The sequence below is a fragment of the Pseudomonas sp. PDM04 genome (assembly GCF_014851765.1).
Classification (GTDB): Bacteria; Pseudomonadota; Gammaproteobacteria; order Pseudomonadales; family Pseudomonadaceae; genus Aquipseudomonas.
Genome location: NZ_JACVAI010000003.1, coordinates 96,004 through 115,095, shown reverse-complemented (window position 1 = coordinate 115,095; position 19,092 = coordinate 96,004). Strand labels below are relative to the sequence as shown.

Genomic DNA, 19,092 nt, shown 5'->3' with positions numbered 1-19,092 from the left:
TTGAAATTATTGGAAGCGGAAAAACGAGCGCGCCCAGAGGGCGCCTCCCGTAACGCCTGGATGAGCAGGCTCGTTACACTTTCAGAGGCGCCCTTGGGCGCGCGCGATTAACAGCAATTGCTTGAAACGTTATCAGTGCACGTCTTTCCAGTATTCGCGCTTCAGCAGGTAAGCGAATACGAAGAAGAACGCCAGGTACAGCAAGACATACGTACCAATGCGCTGATGTTGCAGCTTAACCGGGTTAGCCGAGTAAGCGAGGAAGGTTACCAGATTCTTGACCTTCTCATCGAACTGCTCTTCGGTCAGCGCACCGCTTTTCGGCACGATGGTCAGCTGATCGCACGCTTCATGAGTCAGCGCGGTACCGGTCAGCGGATCGTATTGCTTCTTGCCATCCTCGACGATCTGCACCTGTTTGCAACCCACGACCTGGCGACCTTGCAGGCCCACCAGCACGTTCGGCATGCCCACGTTCGGGAAGACCTTGTTGTTCACACCCCAAGGGCGTGCCGGATCTTCGTAGAACGACTTCAGGTAGCCATAAAGCCAGTCGGTACCACGAACGCGAGCCACCAGGGTCAGGTCGGGAGGCGCGGCACCGAACCAGGTCTTGGCGTCGGCCGGCTGCATGCCGATGCTCATGTGGTCGCCGATCTTGGCGCCCGTGAACACCAGGTTCGACAGCATCAGGTCATGGGGAATGCCCAGATCGTCGGCAACACGCTCATAGCGCTGGAACTTGGCGCTGTGGCAACCCATGCAGTAGTTGGCGAACGTACGTGCGCCATCCTGCATGGCAGCCTTGTCGGAAACGTCGATATCGATCTTTTCCAGTTCAGGACCACCGTGTTCAGCCGCGAAGGACAGGACAGGCAAAGCAGCAAGAATCAGTACAGCAAATAGCTTTTTCATCAGCCAGTCACCCTTTCCGGAACCGGTTTGGTCTTCTCGAGCCTGGTGTAGAACGGCATCAAAATGAAGTAGGCGAAGTACAGGAAGGTGCAGACCTGCGACAGCAACGTACGACCCGGAGTGGGCGCCAGTACACCCAACACGCCCAGGATCACGAACGAAATGCAGAACACCCAGAGCCAGATCTTGCTCAGCCAGCCCTTGTAGCGCATCGACTTGACCGGACTACGGTCCAGCCACGGCAGGACGAACAGCACAGCGATGGCCGCGCCCATGGCGATGACGCCCAGCAGCTTGTCCGGAACCGCGCGCAAGATCGCGTAGAACGGCGTGAAGTACCAGACCGGAGCAATGTGCTCGGGGGTCTTGAACGCGTTCGCCACTTCGAAGTTCGGCTTCTCGAGGAAATAACCACCCATCTCAGGGAAGAAGAACACGATCGAGCAGAAGACGAACAGGAACACCACCACGCCGACAATATCTTTCACGGTGTAGTACGGGTGGAACGGAATGCCGTCCAGCGGTACGCCGTTTTCGTCCTTGTGTTTCTTGATGTCCACGCCGTCCGGGTTGTTCGAACCGACCTCGTGCAGCGCCAGGATGTGCAGCACCACCAGGCCGAGGATCACGATCGGCAAGGCCACCACGTGCAGGGCGAAGAAGCGATTCAGGGTGATACCGGAAATCAGGTAGTCACCACGGATCCACTGGGTCAGGTCGTCGCCGATCACCGGAATCGCACCGAACAGCGAGATGATTACCTGGGCACCCCAGTAGGACATCTGACCCCATGGCAGCAGGTAGCCCATGAAGGCTTCCGCCATCAGCGCCAGGTAGATCAGCATGCCGAAGACCCACACCAGCTCACGCGGCTTCTGGTACGAACCGTAGAGCAGGCCACGGAACATGTGCAGGTAGACCACGATGAAGAACGCCGAAGCGCCGGTGGAGTGCAGCAGGCGCAGGATCGAGCCGTACTCGACGTCGCGCATGATGTATTCGACGGAAGCGAATGCCTCTTCCGCCGAAGGGGTGTAGCTCATGGTCAGCCACACACCGGTGACGATCTGGTTGACCAGAACGAGCAGTGCCAGGGAACCAAAGAAGTAGAAGAAGTTGAAGTTCTTCGGGGCGTAGTACTTGCTGAGATGGTCTTCCCACATTTTGGTCGCGGGAAAGCGCGCATCAACCCAATCCATGAACTTGCTCATCACGCTTTCTCCGTATCGACGCCAACGACAATGATCTCGTCGGACTCATAGGAATGCGGGGGAACCGGCAGGTTCAAAGGCGCAGGTTGCGACTTGTAGACACGGCCAGCCAAATCGTAGTGGGAGCCGTGGCAAGGGCAGAAATAACCCCCTACCCAGTCTTTGCCCAGATCCGCAGGCGCCACTTCCGGGCGGAAGGTTGGCGAGCAACCCAGGTGCGTGCAGATGCCGATCAGCAGCAGAATCTCGGGCTTGATCGAACGCACTTGCGGATCGACATATGTCGGTTGAACAGAGTTCTTGGAGGTCGGGTCAGACAGCTGGCCCTCGATCTTTTTCAGATTCCCCAGGATTTCCTCGGTACGGCGGACGATGAACACCGGCTGACCGCGCCACTCAGCAACCATCTGCTGGCCTGGCTCGATTTTGCTGACATTCACTTTCACCGGTGCACCTGCGGCTTTCGCCTTGGCACTGGGAAACCATGACCCCACGAACGGGACCGCAGCCCCCACCGCTCCTGCAGCACCCACCACGGATGTGGCTGCTACCAAGAAGCGACGCCGGCCTGCATTCACGCCGTCATTGCTCATTCAGTCCTCTCCCATCAGCTTTGTGGCCTGTTAAATCAGGCATCTACTAAATAAAACTATGTACTTATAAAAATTTTGCCGAATGGTAATGAAAAGCCCCAATCCTGACAAGGTAATTACCGAAGGGCTCCAGTGCCAAGCCTTGCAGTATAGGGGCTCTACGGATGTGGCACGTTGTCACAGAGCAATTCTTTGATAAATCGCACACATAAAAAAACGCCCAGCTCCGTGAGGGGCTGGGCGTTCTTTTTGAACGTGAAAGCGAATTAACGCTTCGAGTACTGCGGACGCTTACGCGCTTTACGCAGACCGACTTTCTTACGTTCAACTTCACGGGCGTCGCGAGTAACGAAGCCAGCTTTGCGCAGAGCGCCGCGCAGGGTTTCGTCGTAGTCCATCAGAGCGCGAGTGATACCGTGGCGGATTGCGCCAGCTTGACCACTTACACCACCGCCGATCACGGTGACGTAGATGTCGAATTTCTCGACAGTCTCAGTCAGCTCCAGCGGCTGACGAACTACCATGCGGGCAGTTTCGCGGCCGAAGAAGGTTTCCAGCGAACGGTTGTTGATGGAGATGTTACCAGTGCCCGGACGCAGGAAAACGCGTGCGGTTGCGGTCTTGCGACGGCCAGTGCCGTAATTTTGAGTCGCCGACATAATGAACTATTCCGTTAAATCTTCAGTTCTTGGGGCTGCTGAGCAGTATGAGGGTGTGCAGCGCCCGCATAGACTTTCAGCTTACGGTACATGTCGCGACCCAGCGGGTTCTTAGGCAGCATGCCTTTGACCGCGGTCTCGATCACGCGCTCAGGGGCCTTGGCGATCAGCTTTTCAAAGTTGATCGACTTGATGCCGCCCGGGAAACCGGAGTGGGAGTAGTACATTTTGTCAGTGGTTTTAGCACCGGTCACACGAATCTGCTCGGCATTGATAACGACGATGTAGTCGCCGGTGTCAACGTGAGGAGTGTACTCAGGCTTGTGCTTGCCACGCAGACGGCTCGCGATTTCGGTGGCCAGACGACCCAGGGTCTGACCAGCAGCGTCGACGACAAACCAGTCGCGCTTTACTGTTTCCGGTTTAGCAGTAAAAGTTTTCATTCTTTATAGCCTCAGGGGCCGCCCTGTAAATTAGACGGCGGATCTTACTGAATAGTGCGTACTTTGACAAGTCAAAGGCAGCCGGATACAGACGCTTTCGGGGGCTCGGGTCGGCGCGTCCGTTCAACGGCAAGATTCTTCGGCGGCGGCGCATCACTTCCACTGCAGAAAGAGGTGCGCAATTATGCAGATTGCGAAAAATATTTCAACCTGCTTTTATGATTGTTTTGCCCAAGGAGCACCTGATGGACTATCGCCAGCTAGGCCGTACCGATCTGAACGTGAGCGCCCTCTGCCTCGGCACCATGACCTGGGGCGAGCAAAACAGCGAAGCCGAAGCCTTTGCCCAGATCGAGCGCGCCAAGAGCGCCGGGATCAACTTCATCGACACCGCCGAGATGTATCCGGTGCCACCCAAGGCCGAGACCTACGCCACCACCGAGCGCTACATCGGCAACTACTTCAAGCGCCGTGGTGATCGCGCCGACTGGATCCTGGCGAGCAAGATCGCCGGCCCCGGCAACACCATCGACTACATCCGCGACAAAAACCTGCGGCACAACCGCCAGCACATCACCGAAGCCGTGGACGCAAGCCTCGAGCGCCTGCAGACCGATTACATCGATCTCTATCAATTGCACTGGCCGGAACGCAGCACCAACTTCTTCGGCCAGCTCGGCTACAAGCACAAGATCGAAGCCAACCTGACGCCACTGGAGGACACCCTCGAAGCGCTGGACGAACAGGTCAAAGCCGGCAAGATCCGCCACATCGGCCTGTCCAACGAAACGCCGTGGGGCACCATGCGCTTCCTCGCACTGGCCGAAGCCCGGGGCTGGCCGCGCGCCGTGTCGATCCAGAACCCGTACAACCTGCTCAACCGCAGCTTCGAAGTGGGCCTGGCGGAAATCGCCATCCGCGAACAGTGTGGCCTGCTCGCCTACTCGCCGCTGGCGTTCGGCTTCCTGTCGGGCAAGTACGAAGGGGGCGCCCGTCCGCCGAAAGGTCGCCTGAGCCTCTACAGCCGCTTCAGCCGCTATTTCAATCCGCAGTCCGAAGCGGCGTGCAGCCGTTACGTGGCATTGGCCCGTGAACACGGCCTGGACCCGGCGCAAATGGCCCTGGCCTTCGTGACCCAGCAACCGTTCGTGACCAGCAACATCATCGGCGCAACCACCCTGGAGCAACTGGACAGCAACATTGCCAGTTTCGACCTGAAGCTGTCGGATGAAGTCCTGGCGGGGATCGAGGCGATTCACCAGGATCACCCGAACCCGGCGCCTTGATGGATCGTCAGGCCCTATCGCGAGCAGGCTCGCTCCCACACAGTTCTGGGTGTGGACACATATTGTGCTAACACTCAGACCCCTTGTGGGAGCGAGCCTGCTCGCGATGGGGCCACAGCGGTCAAACGCCGATCAAAGCGCCCGCGCAATGATCTCCTTCATGATTTCATTGGTGCCGGCATAAATCCGCTGTACCCGCGCATCGGCCCAGGCCCGGGCGATCGGGTATTCCCACATGAAGCCGTAGCCGCCGTGCAACTGCACGCATTCGTCGAGCACCTTGCATTGCAGGTCGGTTCCCCAGTACTTGGCCATCGCTGCAGTTGGCACGTCGAGCTTGCCCTGCAAGTGCAGCTCCAGGCAGCGATCGACGAAGACCCGGCCGATCTGGATTTCGGTGGCCATCTCCGCCAGTTTGAACCGGGTGTTCTGGAACTCGGCAATCGACTTGCCGAACGCCTTGCGCTCGCGGGTGTAATCCAGCGTCCATTGCAACGCCGCCTCGGCCGAGGCCAGGCCACCGATCGCCACGGTCAGGCGCTCCTGGGGCAACTCCTGCATCAGGTAGGCAAAGCCCATCCCGGCCTGCCCCAGGAGGTTTTCCCTGGGCACGCGCACGTCCTGGAAGAACAGCTCCGAGGTGTCCTGCGCCTTCATCCCGACTTTTTCCAGACGCTTGCCCTTGTCGAAGCCCGGTGTGTCGGCTTCGACCAGGAACAGGCTGGTGCCCTTCGCGCCCGCCTTCGGGTCGGTCTTGGCCACGACAATCACCAGGTCCGCCAGGTAGCCGTTGGTGATGAACGTCTTGGAGCCGTTGATCACGTATTCGTCGCCATCGAGCACGGCGGTGGTCTTGACCCCCTGCAGGTCGGAACCGGCGCCGGGCTCGGTCATGGCAATCGCGCTGACCATTTCCCCGGACACCAGTTTGGGCAGGTACTTGTGCTTCAGCGCTTCACTGCCGTAATGCAGGATGTATGGCGCGACGATATCCGAATGCAGGGAAAAACCGATGCCGGTCAGGCCGAGGCGACCCACCTCCTCGATCACCACCGCGCTGTAGAGAAAGTCCGCGCCCAGTCCGCCGTAGGTTTCCGGCAGGTGCGAACAGAGCATTCCCGCCTCCCCCGCCTTGTTCCAGAGCTGGCGGTCGATATAGCCTTGTTTTTCCCATTGTGCGTGGAACGGCACGGCCTCTTTTTCGAGAAACGTGCGCACGCTGTCGCGAAAAAGTTCGTGCTCGGGACTGAACAAGGTTCTGGGGATCATGCGGCACCTGTCGTTCTTGTTAGAGGGTTGGTCTTCAGAGACTAAGGGGCGCGACCGATACAGGACACTGGACACATCCGACAAAAAATAAGACGATCCAGCCGTCTGGTGACCACTTTCCCCTATAAGAATAAAGTTGAATTATGTCTAACCAAGCCTCCACGCCCTTGCGGCGCGTCAGCATCCTGGCCATCGACCGGGTTTTCGCTTCCACCCTCATGCAGGCCAAGGATTTCTTCCACCTGGCCAGCCTGCGCTACGGCAAACAACTGGGTCTGGGCCTGACACCGGCGTTCGAAACGCGCCTGGTCAGCCCCGATGGCAAACCGGTCAACAGCTTCAGCGATGTGATCATGCCCGTGGACGGCGGCCTGGAAGATGCCGATGTGATCATCCTCCCGGCGTTCTGGGACGATTTCGAAACCCTGTGCCAACGTTATCCCCAGGTACTGCCATGGCTGCGCCAGCAGCATGCTCGCGGCGCGGTCCTGTGCGGCGAAGCCACCGGGGTGTTCTGGCTGGCCGAAGCGGGGTTGCTCAACGGCAAGGAAGCGACCACCTACTGGCGCTTCTTCAACGCCTTCGCCGAACGCTTCCCCCGGGTCCATCTCAATCAGGACAAACACCTGACCGACGCCGACAACCTGTATTGCGCAGGCGGCACCACTTCGGCATGCGACCTCTACATTTACCTGATCGAGCGCTTTTGCGGCGCCAACGTCGCCCAGGCCGTGGCCCGCGACATCCTCTACGAAGTGCAGCGCAGCTATTCGCCGGGGCGTATCGGTTTCGGCGGACAGAAGCTGCACCAGGATGTGATCATCCTGCAGATCCAGCACTGGCTCGAAGAACATTTTGCCGACAAGTTCCGCTTCGAAGACGTCGCGCGCGAGCACGGCATGAGCATTCGCAACTTCATGCGCCGATTCCAGACGGCCACCGGTGACAAACCGCTGCACTACCTGCAGCGACTGCGCATCGAAACCGCCAAGGGCCTGTTGTCCGGCAGCCGCAAAAGCATCAAGACCATCAGCTATGAAGTGGGCTACGACGACGCGAGCTTCTTCGCCCGCCTGTTCCGCCAGCACACGGAGTTGTCGCCGAACCAGTATCGCCAGCAGTTCCAGCAGGCGGCGTGAACGAAATGCGGTGATCCATACCTGCAACAAGACCGCAGCGAGCTTCAACGGTGACTTCACCCTGAGCGACCTCCCGCACTACCGGCTTGAAAACTGACACCTCCATTCCAGAGCCTGTGCACCCAATGCATGGGCTCTGTCGTACACCCTCCCTGCACAGCCTGCTCGAAATACTTCGTACATATTCGGACAAGGACTACAACCTGCCCGGAATCCGCTGACTGTTCCTCCCTCGTCGTTTCAACACCTAATAAACACGCGGTTAAACAACGTGAATAACAATAAAAAGAGGTCATCGGAATGAGCGAGCCAACGAGCCCTGTTCGTGTCGCAGTCGTGCAATTCAGTCCGCAGGTCGGCGTCGAGAATCGGCAGGACAATTTGCATCGCAGCCTGGAATTGGCCGAGGAAGCGGTCAAGGGCGGCGCCAACCTCATCGTCTTGCCGGAGCTGAGCAGCACGGGCTATTTTTTCAACAACCGACAGGATGCATTTGCGCACTCCGAAGGCGTGCCCGACGGGCCCAGCGTGCGACTCTGGATCGACTTCGCCCGACAGGAGGCCTGACTCATGCACTCCTCGACCGAGAAAAATCGCCCGGGCCAACGATCGCTGTTGGACACGGCAGTCATCCTGCTGATGATCGGCACCGCACTGCTGGTGCTCTGGCTGTCACTCACCTACCGCACGCACTGGTCGGCCCCCTGGCCGGGTTACCACGATCTGCTGACGGCCCTTCCCGATCCGCGGGCCTGGCTGCGCTGGGTGCTTGGCGATATCAGTGAAGTGGCGTTCTACAAGCACGAATTCGCTTCCATTGGCCTGCTGGCCGGCGCATACCTGGCCTATTGGGCAAACCGCACACGGCAGCGCTGGCAAGGCTTTGCCATCTGCTACGGCAGCGGCTTGTGGCCGTGGCTGGTGACCAGTTCGTTGCTCGGGCTGCTGCTGAGCAATCTGCTCTGGGGCTGGACGGTGACCGCCGCCAGTTGGCAACCCACGTTTGTCGCGTTCGTTTCACTGCCTGCGGCGATGGTGCTGATGTTCGGTGGCGGCTGGAAGGTCACGATCAACGGCGCAATCATGGGCGCCGTGCTGGTGACGCCGGCGTGCCTGCTGATGGTCAATTACGTGTGCAATCCGCTGGGGTTGCCGGTGGTGATTGGCAATGTCTCGGGCATGGCGCTTGCCAGCGTCCTGGCCTTCCTGCTCTGTCGCTATCGACCGGGTCTGGTGAACCCGGTGAAACCCGTGGAGCCGCCTGTCGAACCCGCCACCCGCGAAACGCCCGACTACGGCGTGATCTGGAGCCTGCGCCGAATCCTCGCGGACTTTTCGGAAGCGCCGTTCTATGGCAACGAGTGGGCCAGTCTCGGCCTGATCCTCGGTGCGCTGCTGGCGTTCACCCTGAATCCGGCGAGTCCGGTCTACGGTTCGCTGTTGCTGCCACAACTGATCGGCGCCCAGGCGTTGACCTCAGCCCTGGGCATCGTGATCTGGCGTCGCCACTGGATGGTGCATGGCTGGTACCCCACCTACATTCCGTTGGTTTCAGTCGTGCCGGCAGCACTGCTGACGTATGGCGGCAGTTGGCAGGTGATCGTCATGAGCGCACTGCTGGGGGCCTTGATTGCCCCACCCCTGGCCTGTGAACTGGCCAGACGGCTGCCGGCCGACATGCATGGCTTCATCGGCAATGTGCTGTCCATGGCCATCAGTACGCTGCTGATCATTCCGTTTATCGGCTTTCTGATCACCCATTGAGTCCACCCGGCGGCAGCGCCAGCGCTCGATGGTTGTCGGGCGTTGCAGGCGTTTTCCTCCGCCATCGTCGGCCCCGTGGGCCTGATGGTGGAGGACGCCGTTCGCGAGTCTGCCTAGGGCTTGTGCGCCCGGGACAGGAATTCGTGGGATTGCATTTCCAGCAGGCGGCTGAGGGTGCGCTGGAATTCGAAGTTCAAACGACCGCCGGTGTAGAGATCCTTGAGTTCGACCTCTGCGGAAATGATCAACTTGACGTTACGGTCGTAGAACTCGTCGACCATGTTGATGAAGCGGCGGGCGATGTCGTCGGTGGTGACGCTCATCTGTTCAACGCCGCTGAGCAGTACCGCGTGGAAAATCTTGCCCAGCTCGATGTAGTCGTTCTGGCTGCGCGGGCCGTCGCACAGTTCGCGGAAGTCGAACCAGGCCACGTCGTCGCAGGTGCGCAAGGCGCGGATCTCGCGGTTCTCGATGATCAGCACATCGTTCTCGACCGCCGCCGTGCATTCCGGCGTCAGGGCGCGGAAGCTCTTGCGCAGGCTTTCCTGGGACGCCTCGTCCAGCGGGAAGTGAAACAGCTCCGCCTGTTCGAGGTGACGCAGACGATAATCGACGCCGCTGTCGACGTTGACGATCTCGGTGTTCTGCTTGATCAGCGCGATGGCTGGCAGGAAACGCGCACGTTGCAGGCCGTCCTTGTACAGGCCGTCCGGCACGATGTTCGACGTGGCGACCAGGGTCACACCGTTCTTGAACAGCTCTTCCATCAGCGTGCCGAGGATCATCGCGTCGGTGATGTCGGACACGAAGAATTCATCGAAGCAGATCACCCGCGATTCGGCGGCAAAACGCTTGGCGATGATGGTCAGCGGGTTCTTCTCGCCGCCGAGGGTTTTCATTTCTTCGTGCACGCGCTTCATGAAGCGGTGGAAGTGCGTGCGGGTCTTTTCCTTGAACGGCAGCGCTTCAAAGAATGTGTCGACCAGATAGGTCTTGCCGCGCCCTACGCCGCCCCAGAAGTACAGGCCCTTGACCGGGGTCTGATCCTTCTTGCCAAACAGTTTGCCCAGCAGGCCCGGCTTGTTCTGATCGGCCGCGATCAGGTCGTCGTACAGGCGCTGCAAATGACGCACAGCCGTTTCCTGCGCGGCGTCATGGAAGAATTCCGGGCGTTTCAGATCAGCTTGGTATCGTTCTAGGGGCGTCATAATTCGTTAGCAAGGCAACAAAAACGGGCCGTCACTGTAGCGACGGCCCAGAGGAATGGCAATCAGCCCTTGGTCGGGCCGAGCCGTTGTTTATTCCTGAACCGGCGTCAGGGCGACCCGCAGGGCCTCGATCCCGTGGTCGCGGGCAGCGCCATCGGCGAAGGCCGGGCTGTCGGCGACGCACTCGCCCTCCAGCCAGACGCTGAAGCCCAGCGCTTCACTGCGCACGTCCAGTGGCTGGCCCGCTTGCAGTTGCTTGGTCACCTGGCCTGCGGTCTTGCCGTCAGCGAAGTGGCGCGACAGCAGCAGTTGCTCGCCATCGGCCGCCAGCAGACGGAAGCGGAAACTGCCGTCGTCTTCACGGAAGCTGACAAAACGCGCGGCTTTCGCGGCTTTCTTTTTGCTGGTCGCCGCGACTTGTGTCTGGGCCACGAAGGAACGCAGACCCACTGCTTCACGCAGTTCGTTGAGGAAGGGCGTCGCCACCGCACGGGCCTTTTTCGCGCCATGTTGCAGGATGTCTTCCAGATCCGCCGGCCGTTCGATCAACTGGTGATAACGCTCACGGGATTCGCCCAGTTCGTTGTCGAGCAACTGGAACAGGCGATTCTTCGCCTCGCCCCAGCCCAGTCCCTGCAACAGTTCGCTGCGGAACGCGTCGGCCTGCGCCGGCGTGGCGAACGCCTGGTACAGGGTGAACAGGTGCGAGTTGTCCGGATCTTTCGCTTCGCCCGGGGCACGGGAGTCGGTCACGATACGGGAAATCGCGTCTTTCATGTCCTTGGCGCTGCTGAACAACGGGATGGTGTTGTCGTAGCTTTTCGACATCTTGCGCCCGTCGAGGCCTGGCAAGGTGGCCACGCTTTCCTCGATCAGCGCTTCGGGCAGGGTGAAGAACTCCTTGCCCTGACCAAACAGATGGTTGAAACGCTGGCCAATGTCACGGGCCATTTCCACGTGCTGAATCTGGTCGCGCCCTACCGGCACCTTGTGCGCGTTGAACATCAGGATGTCGGCGGCCATCAGCACCGGGTAGCTGTATAAGCCCATGGTGATCCCGGCATCCGGGTCTTCGCCGGTCTCGACGTTCTTGTCCACCGAGGCCTTGTAGGCGTGGGCACGGTTGAGCAGGCCCTTGGCGGCGACGCAGGTCAGCAGCCAGGTCAGCTCGGGGATTTCCGGGATGTCGGACTGGCGATAGAAGGTCACGCGGTCCACATCGAGGCCACCGGCCAGCCAGGTCGCTGCGATCTCCAGGCGCGAGCGCTGGATGCGCAACGGGTCATCGCATTTGATCAAGGCGTGGTAGTCGGCCAGGAAGTAGAACGAATCGGCATTGCTGTCACGGCTGGCGACGATCGCCGGGCGGATGGCACCGGCGTAGTTGCCCAGGTGCGGCGTGCCGGTGGTGGTGATGCCGGTGAGGATACGGGTACGAGTCGTCATGGGTAATCGCTTGTCAGACTGCAATCATTTCGAAAGACGCGGCAGGATCAGATCCTTGAGATCGGTCAGCTTGCCATGAAAAAAGTGTCCGCATTCTGCCACTTTCAGCAGCTCATGGGGGCGCTGGAGTGTCGAGGACCAGTCGTAGACGACCTGCGGATCGATGACTTCGTCGGTTTCCGGCTGGATCAGGGTCAGTTCGCCCTGCTGCGGCAACTGATCCTGATCGCCGAGGCGCATGACCGCCGGTGCGACCATGAACAGGTGCTTGAGCTGCTCGCCGCCTGCTTCCAGGCGCCCACCGAGGCTGGCGGCGACAAAACCACCGAAGGAGAAGCCGAACAGGGTCAGCGGCAGGTCCGGATGCTTCGCCCGAAGCCAGGCGGCTGCGGCCTGGGCGTCGTCGACCTCGCCCGTGCCCATGTCATGCGTGCCTTCGCTGGCACCGACACCGCGGTAATTGAAACGCAAGGTCATCAAGCCGGCATCGCGCGCGGTGCGCTGCAGGGTCGACACGACTTTATTGAGCATGGTGCCGCCCTGCACCGGGTTCGGATGGCAGATCAGTGCCAGGCCGCGGGGCGCCTCTGTCTCAAGGTACAGGGCTTCCAGTTGACCCACCGGGCCATCAATCACTACAGGGGTTTCGCGCATAAGCAAGAAAGGAACTCCGTGACCTTGAATCGGGTCGACTCGTCTAGCAAATTGTCTGTGCCGGTGTATTGCGAGCGAATCGCGGTATACAGCGCAGGTTCGAGCCGTTAACGTAAAGCAAAGCCGTTTATAGAGGAAGGACTCGTGGAACACTCGCTCTTAGTTTGGTTGTTGCCGACTCTTGCCCTGGTTGTGGGTGTCGCCATTGGTTTCCTGATTGCTCGCCTGGTGCCGAATGCTGCGCCGAGCAGCACGCAACGTCAGCTGGATGACATTCAGGAACGTTTCGACAGTTATCAGAACGAAGTGGTCACCCACTTCAACAGCACCGCATCGCTGGTCAAGAAGCTGACTCAGAGCTACCAGGAAGTGCAGGATCATCTCGCCGAGGGCGCCAACCGCCTGGCCCTGGACGAGCAGACCCGTCAACGCCTGCTGGCCTCGCTGCACTCCGATGCGACGGTGGCCCCACGTGAACGCCTGACGCCACCGCGCAATCAGGAGCCGCCGCGCGACTACGCGCCCAAGGCGCCGAACGCGCCAGGCATGCTCGATGAGCATTACGGCTTGAAGAAGTAGGCCGGCTTTACGCCAGTAAAAAGCCCCCGGACGAGTGATCGTTCGGGGGCTTTTTTATAGTTTTGATCCTTGCAGTCTGTACTGGCCCTATCGCGAGCAGGCTCGCTCCCACAGAGAGAGCGCAGGTCTTTGTGGGAGCGAGCCTGCTCGCGATGGGGCCTTGGGCCTCACTGCATTAGCGTCAGCCCAACACCTCTCCCGCTACCTGATCGATCGCCTCCTTGGCGATGCCCACGATCAGGTCGGCCTCGGCCTCGGTCAGAATCAACGGCGGTGCGAAGCCGAGGATGTCGCCGTGGGGCATCGCCCGAGCCACCATGCCGCGCTCCAGGCAGGCCGCCGAGACTTTCGGGCCGACCTTCAACACCGCGTCGAACGGCGTGCGCTGCTCCCGATCCGCCATGAACTCGACGGCCGCGAGCATGCCATCACCCCGGACTTCACCTACCAGCGGATGACCTTCGAGGGTTTCGCGCAACCGGCGATTGAGGTAACCGCCAACCTTCTCGGCATTTTCCGTGAGGTTCTCACGTTCCAGGATATCGAGGTTGGCCAAGGCCGCCGCCGCGCAGATCGGATGCCCGGAGTAGGTCCAGCCATGGCCCATGGCGCCCTGGGATTCGGAGGCCTTTTCGATCACGGCCCACACTTTTTCGCCGACGATCACCGCCGACAATGGTGCGTAGGCGCTCGTCAGCCCTTTGGCCGTGGTGATCAGGTCAGGCCGCATGCCGTAGCGCTGGCTGCCCATTTTCGAACCCAGGCGACCAAAAGCGCAGACCACTTCGTCGGCGATCAGCAAGACGTCGTACTTGTTCAGCACCGCTTGAATCGCCGCCCAGTAGCCGGCCGGTGGAACGATGATGCCGCCGGTGCCCATCAGGGGCTCGCCGATAAAGGCAGCCACGGTGTCCGGGCCTTCGGCCAGGATCATTTTTTCCAGCTCGTCGGCGCAGTACCGCACAAAGGCGGCTTCGTCCATGCCGGCGGGAGCCTTGCGATACCAATGCGGACAGACAGTGTGCTTGATCCCTTCGGCCGGCAAGTCGAAGTGCTGATGAAAACTCGGCAGACCCGTCAGGCTGCCGGTCATGATGCCCGAGCCGTGATAACCACGGTCGCGGGAGATGATTTTCTTCTTCTGCGGCCGCCCCAGCACGTTGTTGTAATAACGCACCAGCTTGATCTGAGTTTCGTTGGCGTCGGAACCGGAGAGGCCGTAGTAGACCTTTTTCATCCCTTGGGGCGCCCAGTCAATGATGCGGCTCGACAGCTCGATGATGGCCTCGGTCGAGTGACCGACATAGGTGTGGTAATACGCCAGCTCCTTGGCCTGCTTGTAGATGGCGTCTGCCACCTCGGTGCGGCCGTAGCCGATATTGACGCAGTAGAGGCCGGCGAAGGCATCGATCAGTTCGCGGCCCTCGTGGTCGCGGATGCGAATGCCCGACGCACTCTTGATGATGCGCCCCTTGAGTGCACCGCTGGCGTGGTCATGGGCGTGCGTCGAAGGATGCATGAAGTGTGCACGGTCTTGTTCGAACAGTGAGTCGAGTTCTTGCTTCATGGTGGATCTCCTTAAAACTGGCCTTGATGGTGCAGGCAGAAGTATTTGGTTTCGACAAAGGCTTCGAAGCCTTCGGTGCCGCCCTCGCGGCCCAGCCCCGAGGCTTTCATGCCACCGAACGGAATCGGATGGCCGGTGAACTTGACGCCGTTGACCGCGACCATGGCGTGGTCGAGGCGACGGATCAGCGGGTAGATCAGGTCCAGGCGATTGGAGCAAATGTAGGCGGCCAGACCATATTCGGTGTCGTTGGCCATCTCGACGGCCTGGTCCAGAGTGTCGAAGGGCATCACCCCGGCAATCGGCGCGAAATTCTCTTCGCGGTAGATGCGCATGTTCGGGGTGACATCGGCCAGCACCGTCGGCTGGTAGAACAGGCCGCCAAGGGCATGGGCCTCACCACCCACCAGCCGTTGTGCGCCCTGTTGCAGGGCATCGGCCACGCGCTCGGCGGTCACGTCGAAGGCCGCCTGGTGCATCAGCGGGCCGATATCGACCTGCTGCTCGCGATCACCAAGCATCGCCGGGCCGACACGCAGCTCGCGCACCGCTGCAGCAAAGCGCTGGAGAAATTCCGGGTAGACCGAGCGCTCGACCATGATCCGGTTCGCGGCACAGCAATCCTGGCCGGAGGTCTGGAATTTGGCCTCTAAGGCCACTTTCACCGCCAGCGTCAGATCGGCGTCGGCGCAGACAATGAAGGGCGCATTGCCGCCCAGTTCGAGCGCCACTTTCTTCACATCCTGAGCGGCGGCTTGCAGCACCAGCTGACCCACCCGGGTCGAGCCGGTGAAACTCACGGAGCGCACGCGCTTGTCCTGCACCAGGGTTTGCATGGCCATCTGCGGTTCACCCAGCACCACGTTGAACACGCCCGCCGGAAAACCGGCCTCTTCGGCGAGTTGCGCCAGGGCGAATGCCGAGTACGGGGTTTCATGGGCCGGCTTGATCACCACCGTGCAACCGGCAGCCAGGGCTGCGGCGGCCTTGCGGGTGATCATGGCCGAGGGGAAATTCCAGGGCGTCAGCAACGCGCAGACGCCGACCGGCTCCCTGACCGTGCCCAGGTGGGCACCCGGGATGTGGCTCGGAATGTTCTGGCCATACAGACGCCGGGCTTCTTCGGCGAACCACGGAATGAAGCTGGCTGCGTAGGCAATTTCACCTCTGGATTCGGCCAGGGATTTGCCCTGCTCCAGGCTGAGAATCCGCGCCAGGTCCTCCTGATGCTCCAGGATCAACGTCGCCCAACGCCGCAGAATCGCGCCGCGCGCATCCAGGCTCTGCTCGCGCCACCCGACAAACGCCCGGTGTGCGGCGTCGACAGCGGCGACGATCTGCGGCTGATCAAGCATGGGGACGTGACCGATCAATTTCTGATCAGCCGGATTGTGCACCGCAATGCTCTGACCACTGTCGCTGTGCACCCAATGGCCATCGACGTAGCAGAGTGCCTTGAACAGCAGCGGGTGTTTGTAGGTCATGACGTTCACTCCAAACCGTGTGCGTGGAGTCCATGCTAGGGCAGCGGGGGCCTGGAGAATTGCGGTTTGGGTGGGTGCTGGCAGGTGGTTTTTTCTGATTGGTCAGTGCCAAACAAGAGATTTCTGGTGATTCAAGGATCTGGTGACAGCTCCGCCGGCAACGCGCCGCCCGTCTTGATCGTCTTGGTGACGATGTAGGTGAAGTAACGCTCGATGCCCAGGTCTTCGAGCAGCAACTGGTCGATAAAACGCTGGTAATGGTCGATGTCCGGTGCCTGGATCATTGCCATGTAATCGACCCCGCCACCGGTGGCATAGCAGAACGCAACCTGTGGCGCCTCACTCATCCGCTGCTCGAACCGGCGCATGTCCTGCGCGGTGTGCCGAGCCAGAGTGATTTCCACCAGCACCTGCTGACTCTTGAACACCGAATTCCAGTCGATCTGCGCCCGGTAGCCCTTGATCAGGCCGAGGGCTTCGAGCTTGCGCACACGCTCCCACGCCGGGGTCACCGAAAGGTTGATCGCCTCGGCCAGACTCGACTTGGTGATACGCCCGTCTTCAGCGAGGGTTCGCAGGATTTTCAGGTCATAGCGATCGAGTTTGTGCATGGGATCTCCTGAATGGATAGCGCACCCTGTGGGAGCGGGCAAGCCCGCTCCCACAGGTGGATCTGTGCTAGTTCAACACGTCGGCAATCACCGCGATGGTATCGCCACGCTGCACCAGCCCGGGAAAATGCCGCGCCGCCAGCAGGCCGCTGCGTGCGGCGCGATACTCCACGGGCGGCACGCCGCTGCGGGTGGCATCGTAGACCCGGGCGATCACGTCGCTCTGCTCCACGGTGTCGCCCAGGTCACGGCACATCTCCAGCAAACCGTCGTGCTGACTGGCGATGAAACAATCGCCATCGGGCATGTCGAGCATGATCGTTGGCCCGAACTCTACCTCACCCTCAACGATCCCTGCATGGATCAACAGGTTGCGCACACCGCGCTCGGCAATCGCCACGCTGCGCGCGGTGGACGAACCGCCACCCCCCAGCTCTGTGGTGACGAACACCTTGCCCTGGGATTCGGCAGCGGTGTCGTACATCGCCCCGGCATCCAGTTCCAGCATACGCATGCTGTAAGGCGCATTGAACGCGCGCATGCCGGCCTCGCAGCGAGCCTGCTGCTGTTTGTCCGGCAACACATGGCACGCGGCGAACGGCAGAAAATCCAGAGTGCGCCCGCCGGAGTGGATGTCCAGCACGATGTCGGCCAGGGGCAGCAAGGTGCGGGTGAAGTAATCGGCGATTTTCTCGGTCACCGTGCCATCGGGTTTGCCGGGGAAGCTGCGGTTGAGGTTGCCCTGGTCGATGGGCGACGTGCGTCGCCCGGCATGGAAGGCCGGGGTGTTCATGAACGGGATGATGATCACCCGCCCGCTGACTTCGGCAGCCGTCAAGCCTTGGGCCAGCTTGCTCAGAGCCACTGGGCCTTCATATTCGTCACCGTGGTTGCCGCCGGTAAGCAGCGCGGTCGGGCCATGGCCTCGGGAAATCACCGTGACCGGAATCATCACCGCCCCCCAGGCGGAATCGTCCCGGGAATACGGCAGTTTGAGAAAGCCGTGCTGCACGCCTTCACGGTCGAAATCCACCGTGGCGCTGATCGGGTTGGCAGGCAGGTCGCTCATGGCTCAATCCTTCACGAACAGTTGGCGTGGTAAGTTGCACAGCGTCTCGACGCCGGTGTCGGTGATCAAAATGCTCTCCGTGATTTCCAGCCCCCAGTCATCCATCCACAGGCCCGGCATGAAGTGGAAGGTCATGCCCGGTTGCAACACGCTGGTGTCGCCGGGACGCAGACTCATGGTGCGCTCGCCCCAGTCCGGCGGATAGCTGATACCGATCGGGTAGCCGCAGCGGCTGTCCTTGTGAATACCGAACTTCTCCAGCACCTTGAAAAATGCCACGGCGATGTCGCCGGTGGTGTTGCCCGGTTTGGCCGCTTCCAGGCCGGCGGCAATGCCTTCGACTACGGCTTTCTCGCCGTCGAGAAAATGTTGCGGCGGCTTGCCCAGGTACACCGTGCGCGACAACGGGCAGTGATAACGTTTGTAGCAACCGGCGATTTCAAAGAAGGTGCCGGCGCCCTTTTCGAAGGGCGTGTCGTCCCAGGTCAGGTGCGGGGCACTGGCGTCGGCTCCAGTGGGCAGCAGCGGCACGATGGCCGGGTAATCGCCGCCATGGCCATCGGCCCCGAGGATGCCGCTGCTGTAGATCTCGGCCACCAGTTCGTTCTTGCGCATGCCCGGCTCGATGCGCTCGAGAATGCGCCCGTGCATGTTTTCGACGATGCGCGCGGCGATGCGCATGTAGGCGATTTCCTGTGGCGACTTGATTGCCCGCTGCCAGTTCACCAGCCCCACCGCATCGATCAACCGGGCGTTGGGCAGGTTTTTCTGCAGCGACAGGTAGGCGGCGGCGCTGAAGTAGTAGTTGTCCATCTCCAGGCCGATGGTCAGCCCGTCCCAACCCCGAGCGCTGATCACCTCCCGCGACAGATAATCCATGGGATGCCGCTCACGGGACTGCACGTAGATGTCCGGGTAACCGACGATGTTTTGCTGCTGCATGAACACCGTGCGCTTGGCGCCATTGGCGTCCTGGCCGCGACCGAACCAGACCGGTTCGCCATCCAGAGCCAGCAGCACGCATTGGTGAACATAAAACGACCAACCGTCGTAGCCGGTCAGCCAGGCCATGTTCGACGGATCGGTAACCAGCAACAACTCGATGCCCTGGGCCTGCATGGCCACTCGCACCTTGGCCAGACGCTGGGCGTATTCCTCCCGGGTGAACGGAAGATTGACGACTATCTGAGACATG

The 19,092-nt window shown here is 60.7% G+C and carries 18 protein-coding genes and 1 pseudogene; 5 read left to right on the top strand and 14 right to left on the bottom strand.

What is annotated here, in order from left to right; genetic code table 11:
* Positions 1 to 132 precede the first annotated feature (132 nt).
* From IB249_RS12555 to rplM, 5 genes are all read right to left on the bottom strand, one after another.
* Positions 133 to 915: a cytochrome c1 gene (locus IB249_RS12555; RefSeq protein WP_192305085.1), complete on the bottom strand. Its 783-nt coding sequence runs from the start codon at positions 913 to 915 to the stop codon at positions 133 to 135.
* A complete protein-coding gene (locus IB249_RS12550; RefSeq protein WP_192305083.1) occupies positions 915 to 2,126 on the bottom strand; it encodes a cytochrome b in 1,212 nt (403 codons plus the stop codon). Before IB249_RS12550 ends, IB249_RS12555 begins: the two co-directional genes overlap by 1 nt.
* Entirely contained in the window at positions 2,126 to 2,719 is a 594-nt protein-coding gene (gene petA, locus IB249_RS12545) for a ubiquinol-cytochrome c reductase iron-sulfur subunit (RefSeq protein WP_192305082.1), read from the bottom strand. Before petA ends, IB249_RS12550 begins: the two co-directional genes overlap by 1 nt.
* A gap of 266 nt (positions 2,720 to 2,985) precedes the next feature.
* Positions 2,986 to 3,378: a 30S ribosomal protein S9 gene (rpsI, locus tag IB249_RS12540; protein ID WP_192305081.1), complete on the bottom strand. Its 393-nt coding sequence runs from the start codon at positions 3,376 to 3,378 to the stop codon at positions 2,986 to 2,988.
* 14 nt (positions 3,379 to 3,392) lie between these two features.
* A complete protein-coding gene (rplM, locus tag IB249_RS12535; RefSeq protein WP_003228062.1) occupies positions 3,393 to 3,821 on the bottom strand; it encodes a 50S ribosomal protein L13 in 429 nt (142 codons plus the stop codon).
* A 245-nt stretch (positions 3,822 to 4,066) separates the two neighbouring features.
* On the opposite strand from rplM, the gene IB249_RS12530 reads away from it, so the two are divergent.
* Positions 4,067 to 5,107 (top strand): NADP(H)-dependent aldo-keto reductase, encoded by a 1,041-nt coding sequence (locus IB249_RS12530; RefSeq protein WP_192305080.1) that lies wholly within the window; start codon positions 4,067 to 4,069, stop codon positions 5,105 to 5,107.
* Between the two features lie 132 nt (positions 5,108 to 5,239).
* Here IB249_RS12530 and IB249_RS12525 read toward each other — a convergent pair whose 3' ends face one another.
* The gene (locus IB249_RS12525) at positions 5,240 to 6,376 is read right to left on the bottom strand and encodes an acyl-CoA dehydrogenase family protein (protein ID WP_192305079.1); all 1,137 of its coding nucleotides are present in this window, start codon (positions 6,374 to 6,376) and stop codon (positions 5,240 to 5,242) included.
* 242 nt (positions 6,377 to 6,618) lie between these two features.
* Between IB249_RS12525 and IB249_RS12520 the strand changes: the two genes are divergently transcribed.
* The 3 genes and pseudogenes from IB249_RS12520 (at position 6,619) to IB249_RS12510 (ending at position 9,279) form a co-directional block, all read left to right on the top strand.
* Complete coding sequence (locus tag IB249_RS12520; protein WP_192306380.1) at positions 6,619 to 7,515, top strand: GlxA family transcriptional regulator; 897 nt, start codon at positions 6,619 to 6,621, stop codon at positions 7,513 to 7,515.
* A gap of 300 nt (positions 7,516 to 7,815) precedes the next feature.
* Positions 7,816 to 8,073 (top strand): annotated as a pseudogene (locus IB249_RS12515) (nitrilase-related carbon-nitrogen hydrolase); the annotation flags it as partial.
* A gap of 12 nt (positions 8,074 to 8,085) precedes the next feature.
* Entirely contained in the window at positions 8,086 to 9,279 is a 1,194-nt protein-coding gene (locus IB249_RS12510; protein WP_192305077.1) for a hypothetical protein, read from the top strand.
* Between the two features lie 113 nt (positions 9,280 to 9,392).
* On the opposite strand, the gene zapE is transcribed toward IB249_RS12510, so the two are convergent.
* The 3 genes from zapE to IB249_RS12495 all read right to left on the bottom strand — a co-directional run bounded on the left by zapE (position 9,393) and on the right by IB249_RS12495 (position 12,587).
* Positions 9,393 to 10,487, bottom strand: coding sequence for a cell division protein ZapE (zapE, locus tag IB249_RS12505; protein WP_192305076.1), 1,095 nt, complete (start codon positions 10,485 to 10,487; stop codon positions 9,393 to 9,395).
* A gap of 90 nt (positions 10,488 to 10,577) precedes the next feature.
* A complete protein-coding gene (locus IB249_RS12500) occupies positions 10,578 to 11,933 on the bottom strand; it encodes a tryptophan--tRNA ligase (RefSeq protein ID WP_192305075.1) in 1,356 nt (451 codons plus the stop codon).
* A 24-nt stretch (positions 11,934 to 11,957) separates the two neighbouring features.
* A complete protein-coding gene (locus IB249_RS12495) occupies positions 11,958 to 12,587 on the bottom strand; it encodes an alpha/beta hydrolase (protein ID WP_192305074.1) in 630 nt (209 codons plus the stop codon).
* 144 nt (positions 12,588 to 12,731) lie between these two features.
* Here IB249_RS12495 and IB249_RS12490 point away from each other — a divergent pair, with 144 nt between their 5' ends.
* Positions 12,732 to 13,166 (top strand): YhcB family protein, encoded by a 435-nt coding sequence (locus tag IB249_RS12490; RefSeq protein WP_192305073.1) that lies wholly within the window; start codon positions 12,732 to 12,734, stop codon positions 13,164 to 13,166.
* 181 nt (positions 13,167 to 13,347) lie between these two features.
* On the opposite strand, the gene IB249_RS12485 is transcribed toward IB249_RS12490, so the two are convergent.
* From IB249_RS12485 to doeA, 5 genes are all read right to left on the bottom strand, one after another.
* A complete protein-coding gene (locus IB249_RS12485; RefSeq protein WP_192305072.1) occupies positions 13,348 to 14,733 on the bottom strand; it encodes an aspartate aminotransferase family protein in 1,386 nt (461 codons plus the stop codon).
* Between the two features lie 11 nt (positions 14,734 to 14,744).
* Entirely contained in the window at positions 14,745 to 16,217 is a 1,473-nt protein-coding gene (locus IB249_RS12480) for an NAD-dependent succinate-semialdehyde dehydrogenase (RefSeq protein WP_192305071.1), read from the bottom strand.
* 131 nt (positions 16,218 to 16,348) lie between these two features.
* Positions 16,349 to 16,828, bottom strand: a complete 480-nt coding sequence (locus tag IB249_RS12475; RefSeq protein WP_192305070.1) for an Lrp/AsnC family transcriptional regulator — start codon at positions 16,826 to 16,828, stop codon at positions 16,349 to 16,351.
* 67 nt (positions 16,829 to 16,895) lie between these two features.
* A complete protein-coding gene (gene doeB / locus IB249_RS12470; protein WP_192305069.1) occupies positions 16,896 to 17,897 on the bottom strand; it encodes a N(2)-acetyl-L-2,4-diaminobutanoate deacetylase DoeB in 1,002 nt (333 codons plus the stop codon).
* 3 nt (positions 17,898 to 17,900) lie between these two features.
* Entirely contained in the window at positions 17,901 to 19,091 is a 1,191-nt protein-coding gene (doeA, locus tag IB249_RS12465; RefSeq protein WP_192305068.1) for an ectoine hydrolase DoeA, read from the bottom strand.
* Position 19,092 lies beyond the last annotated feature (1 nt).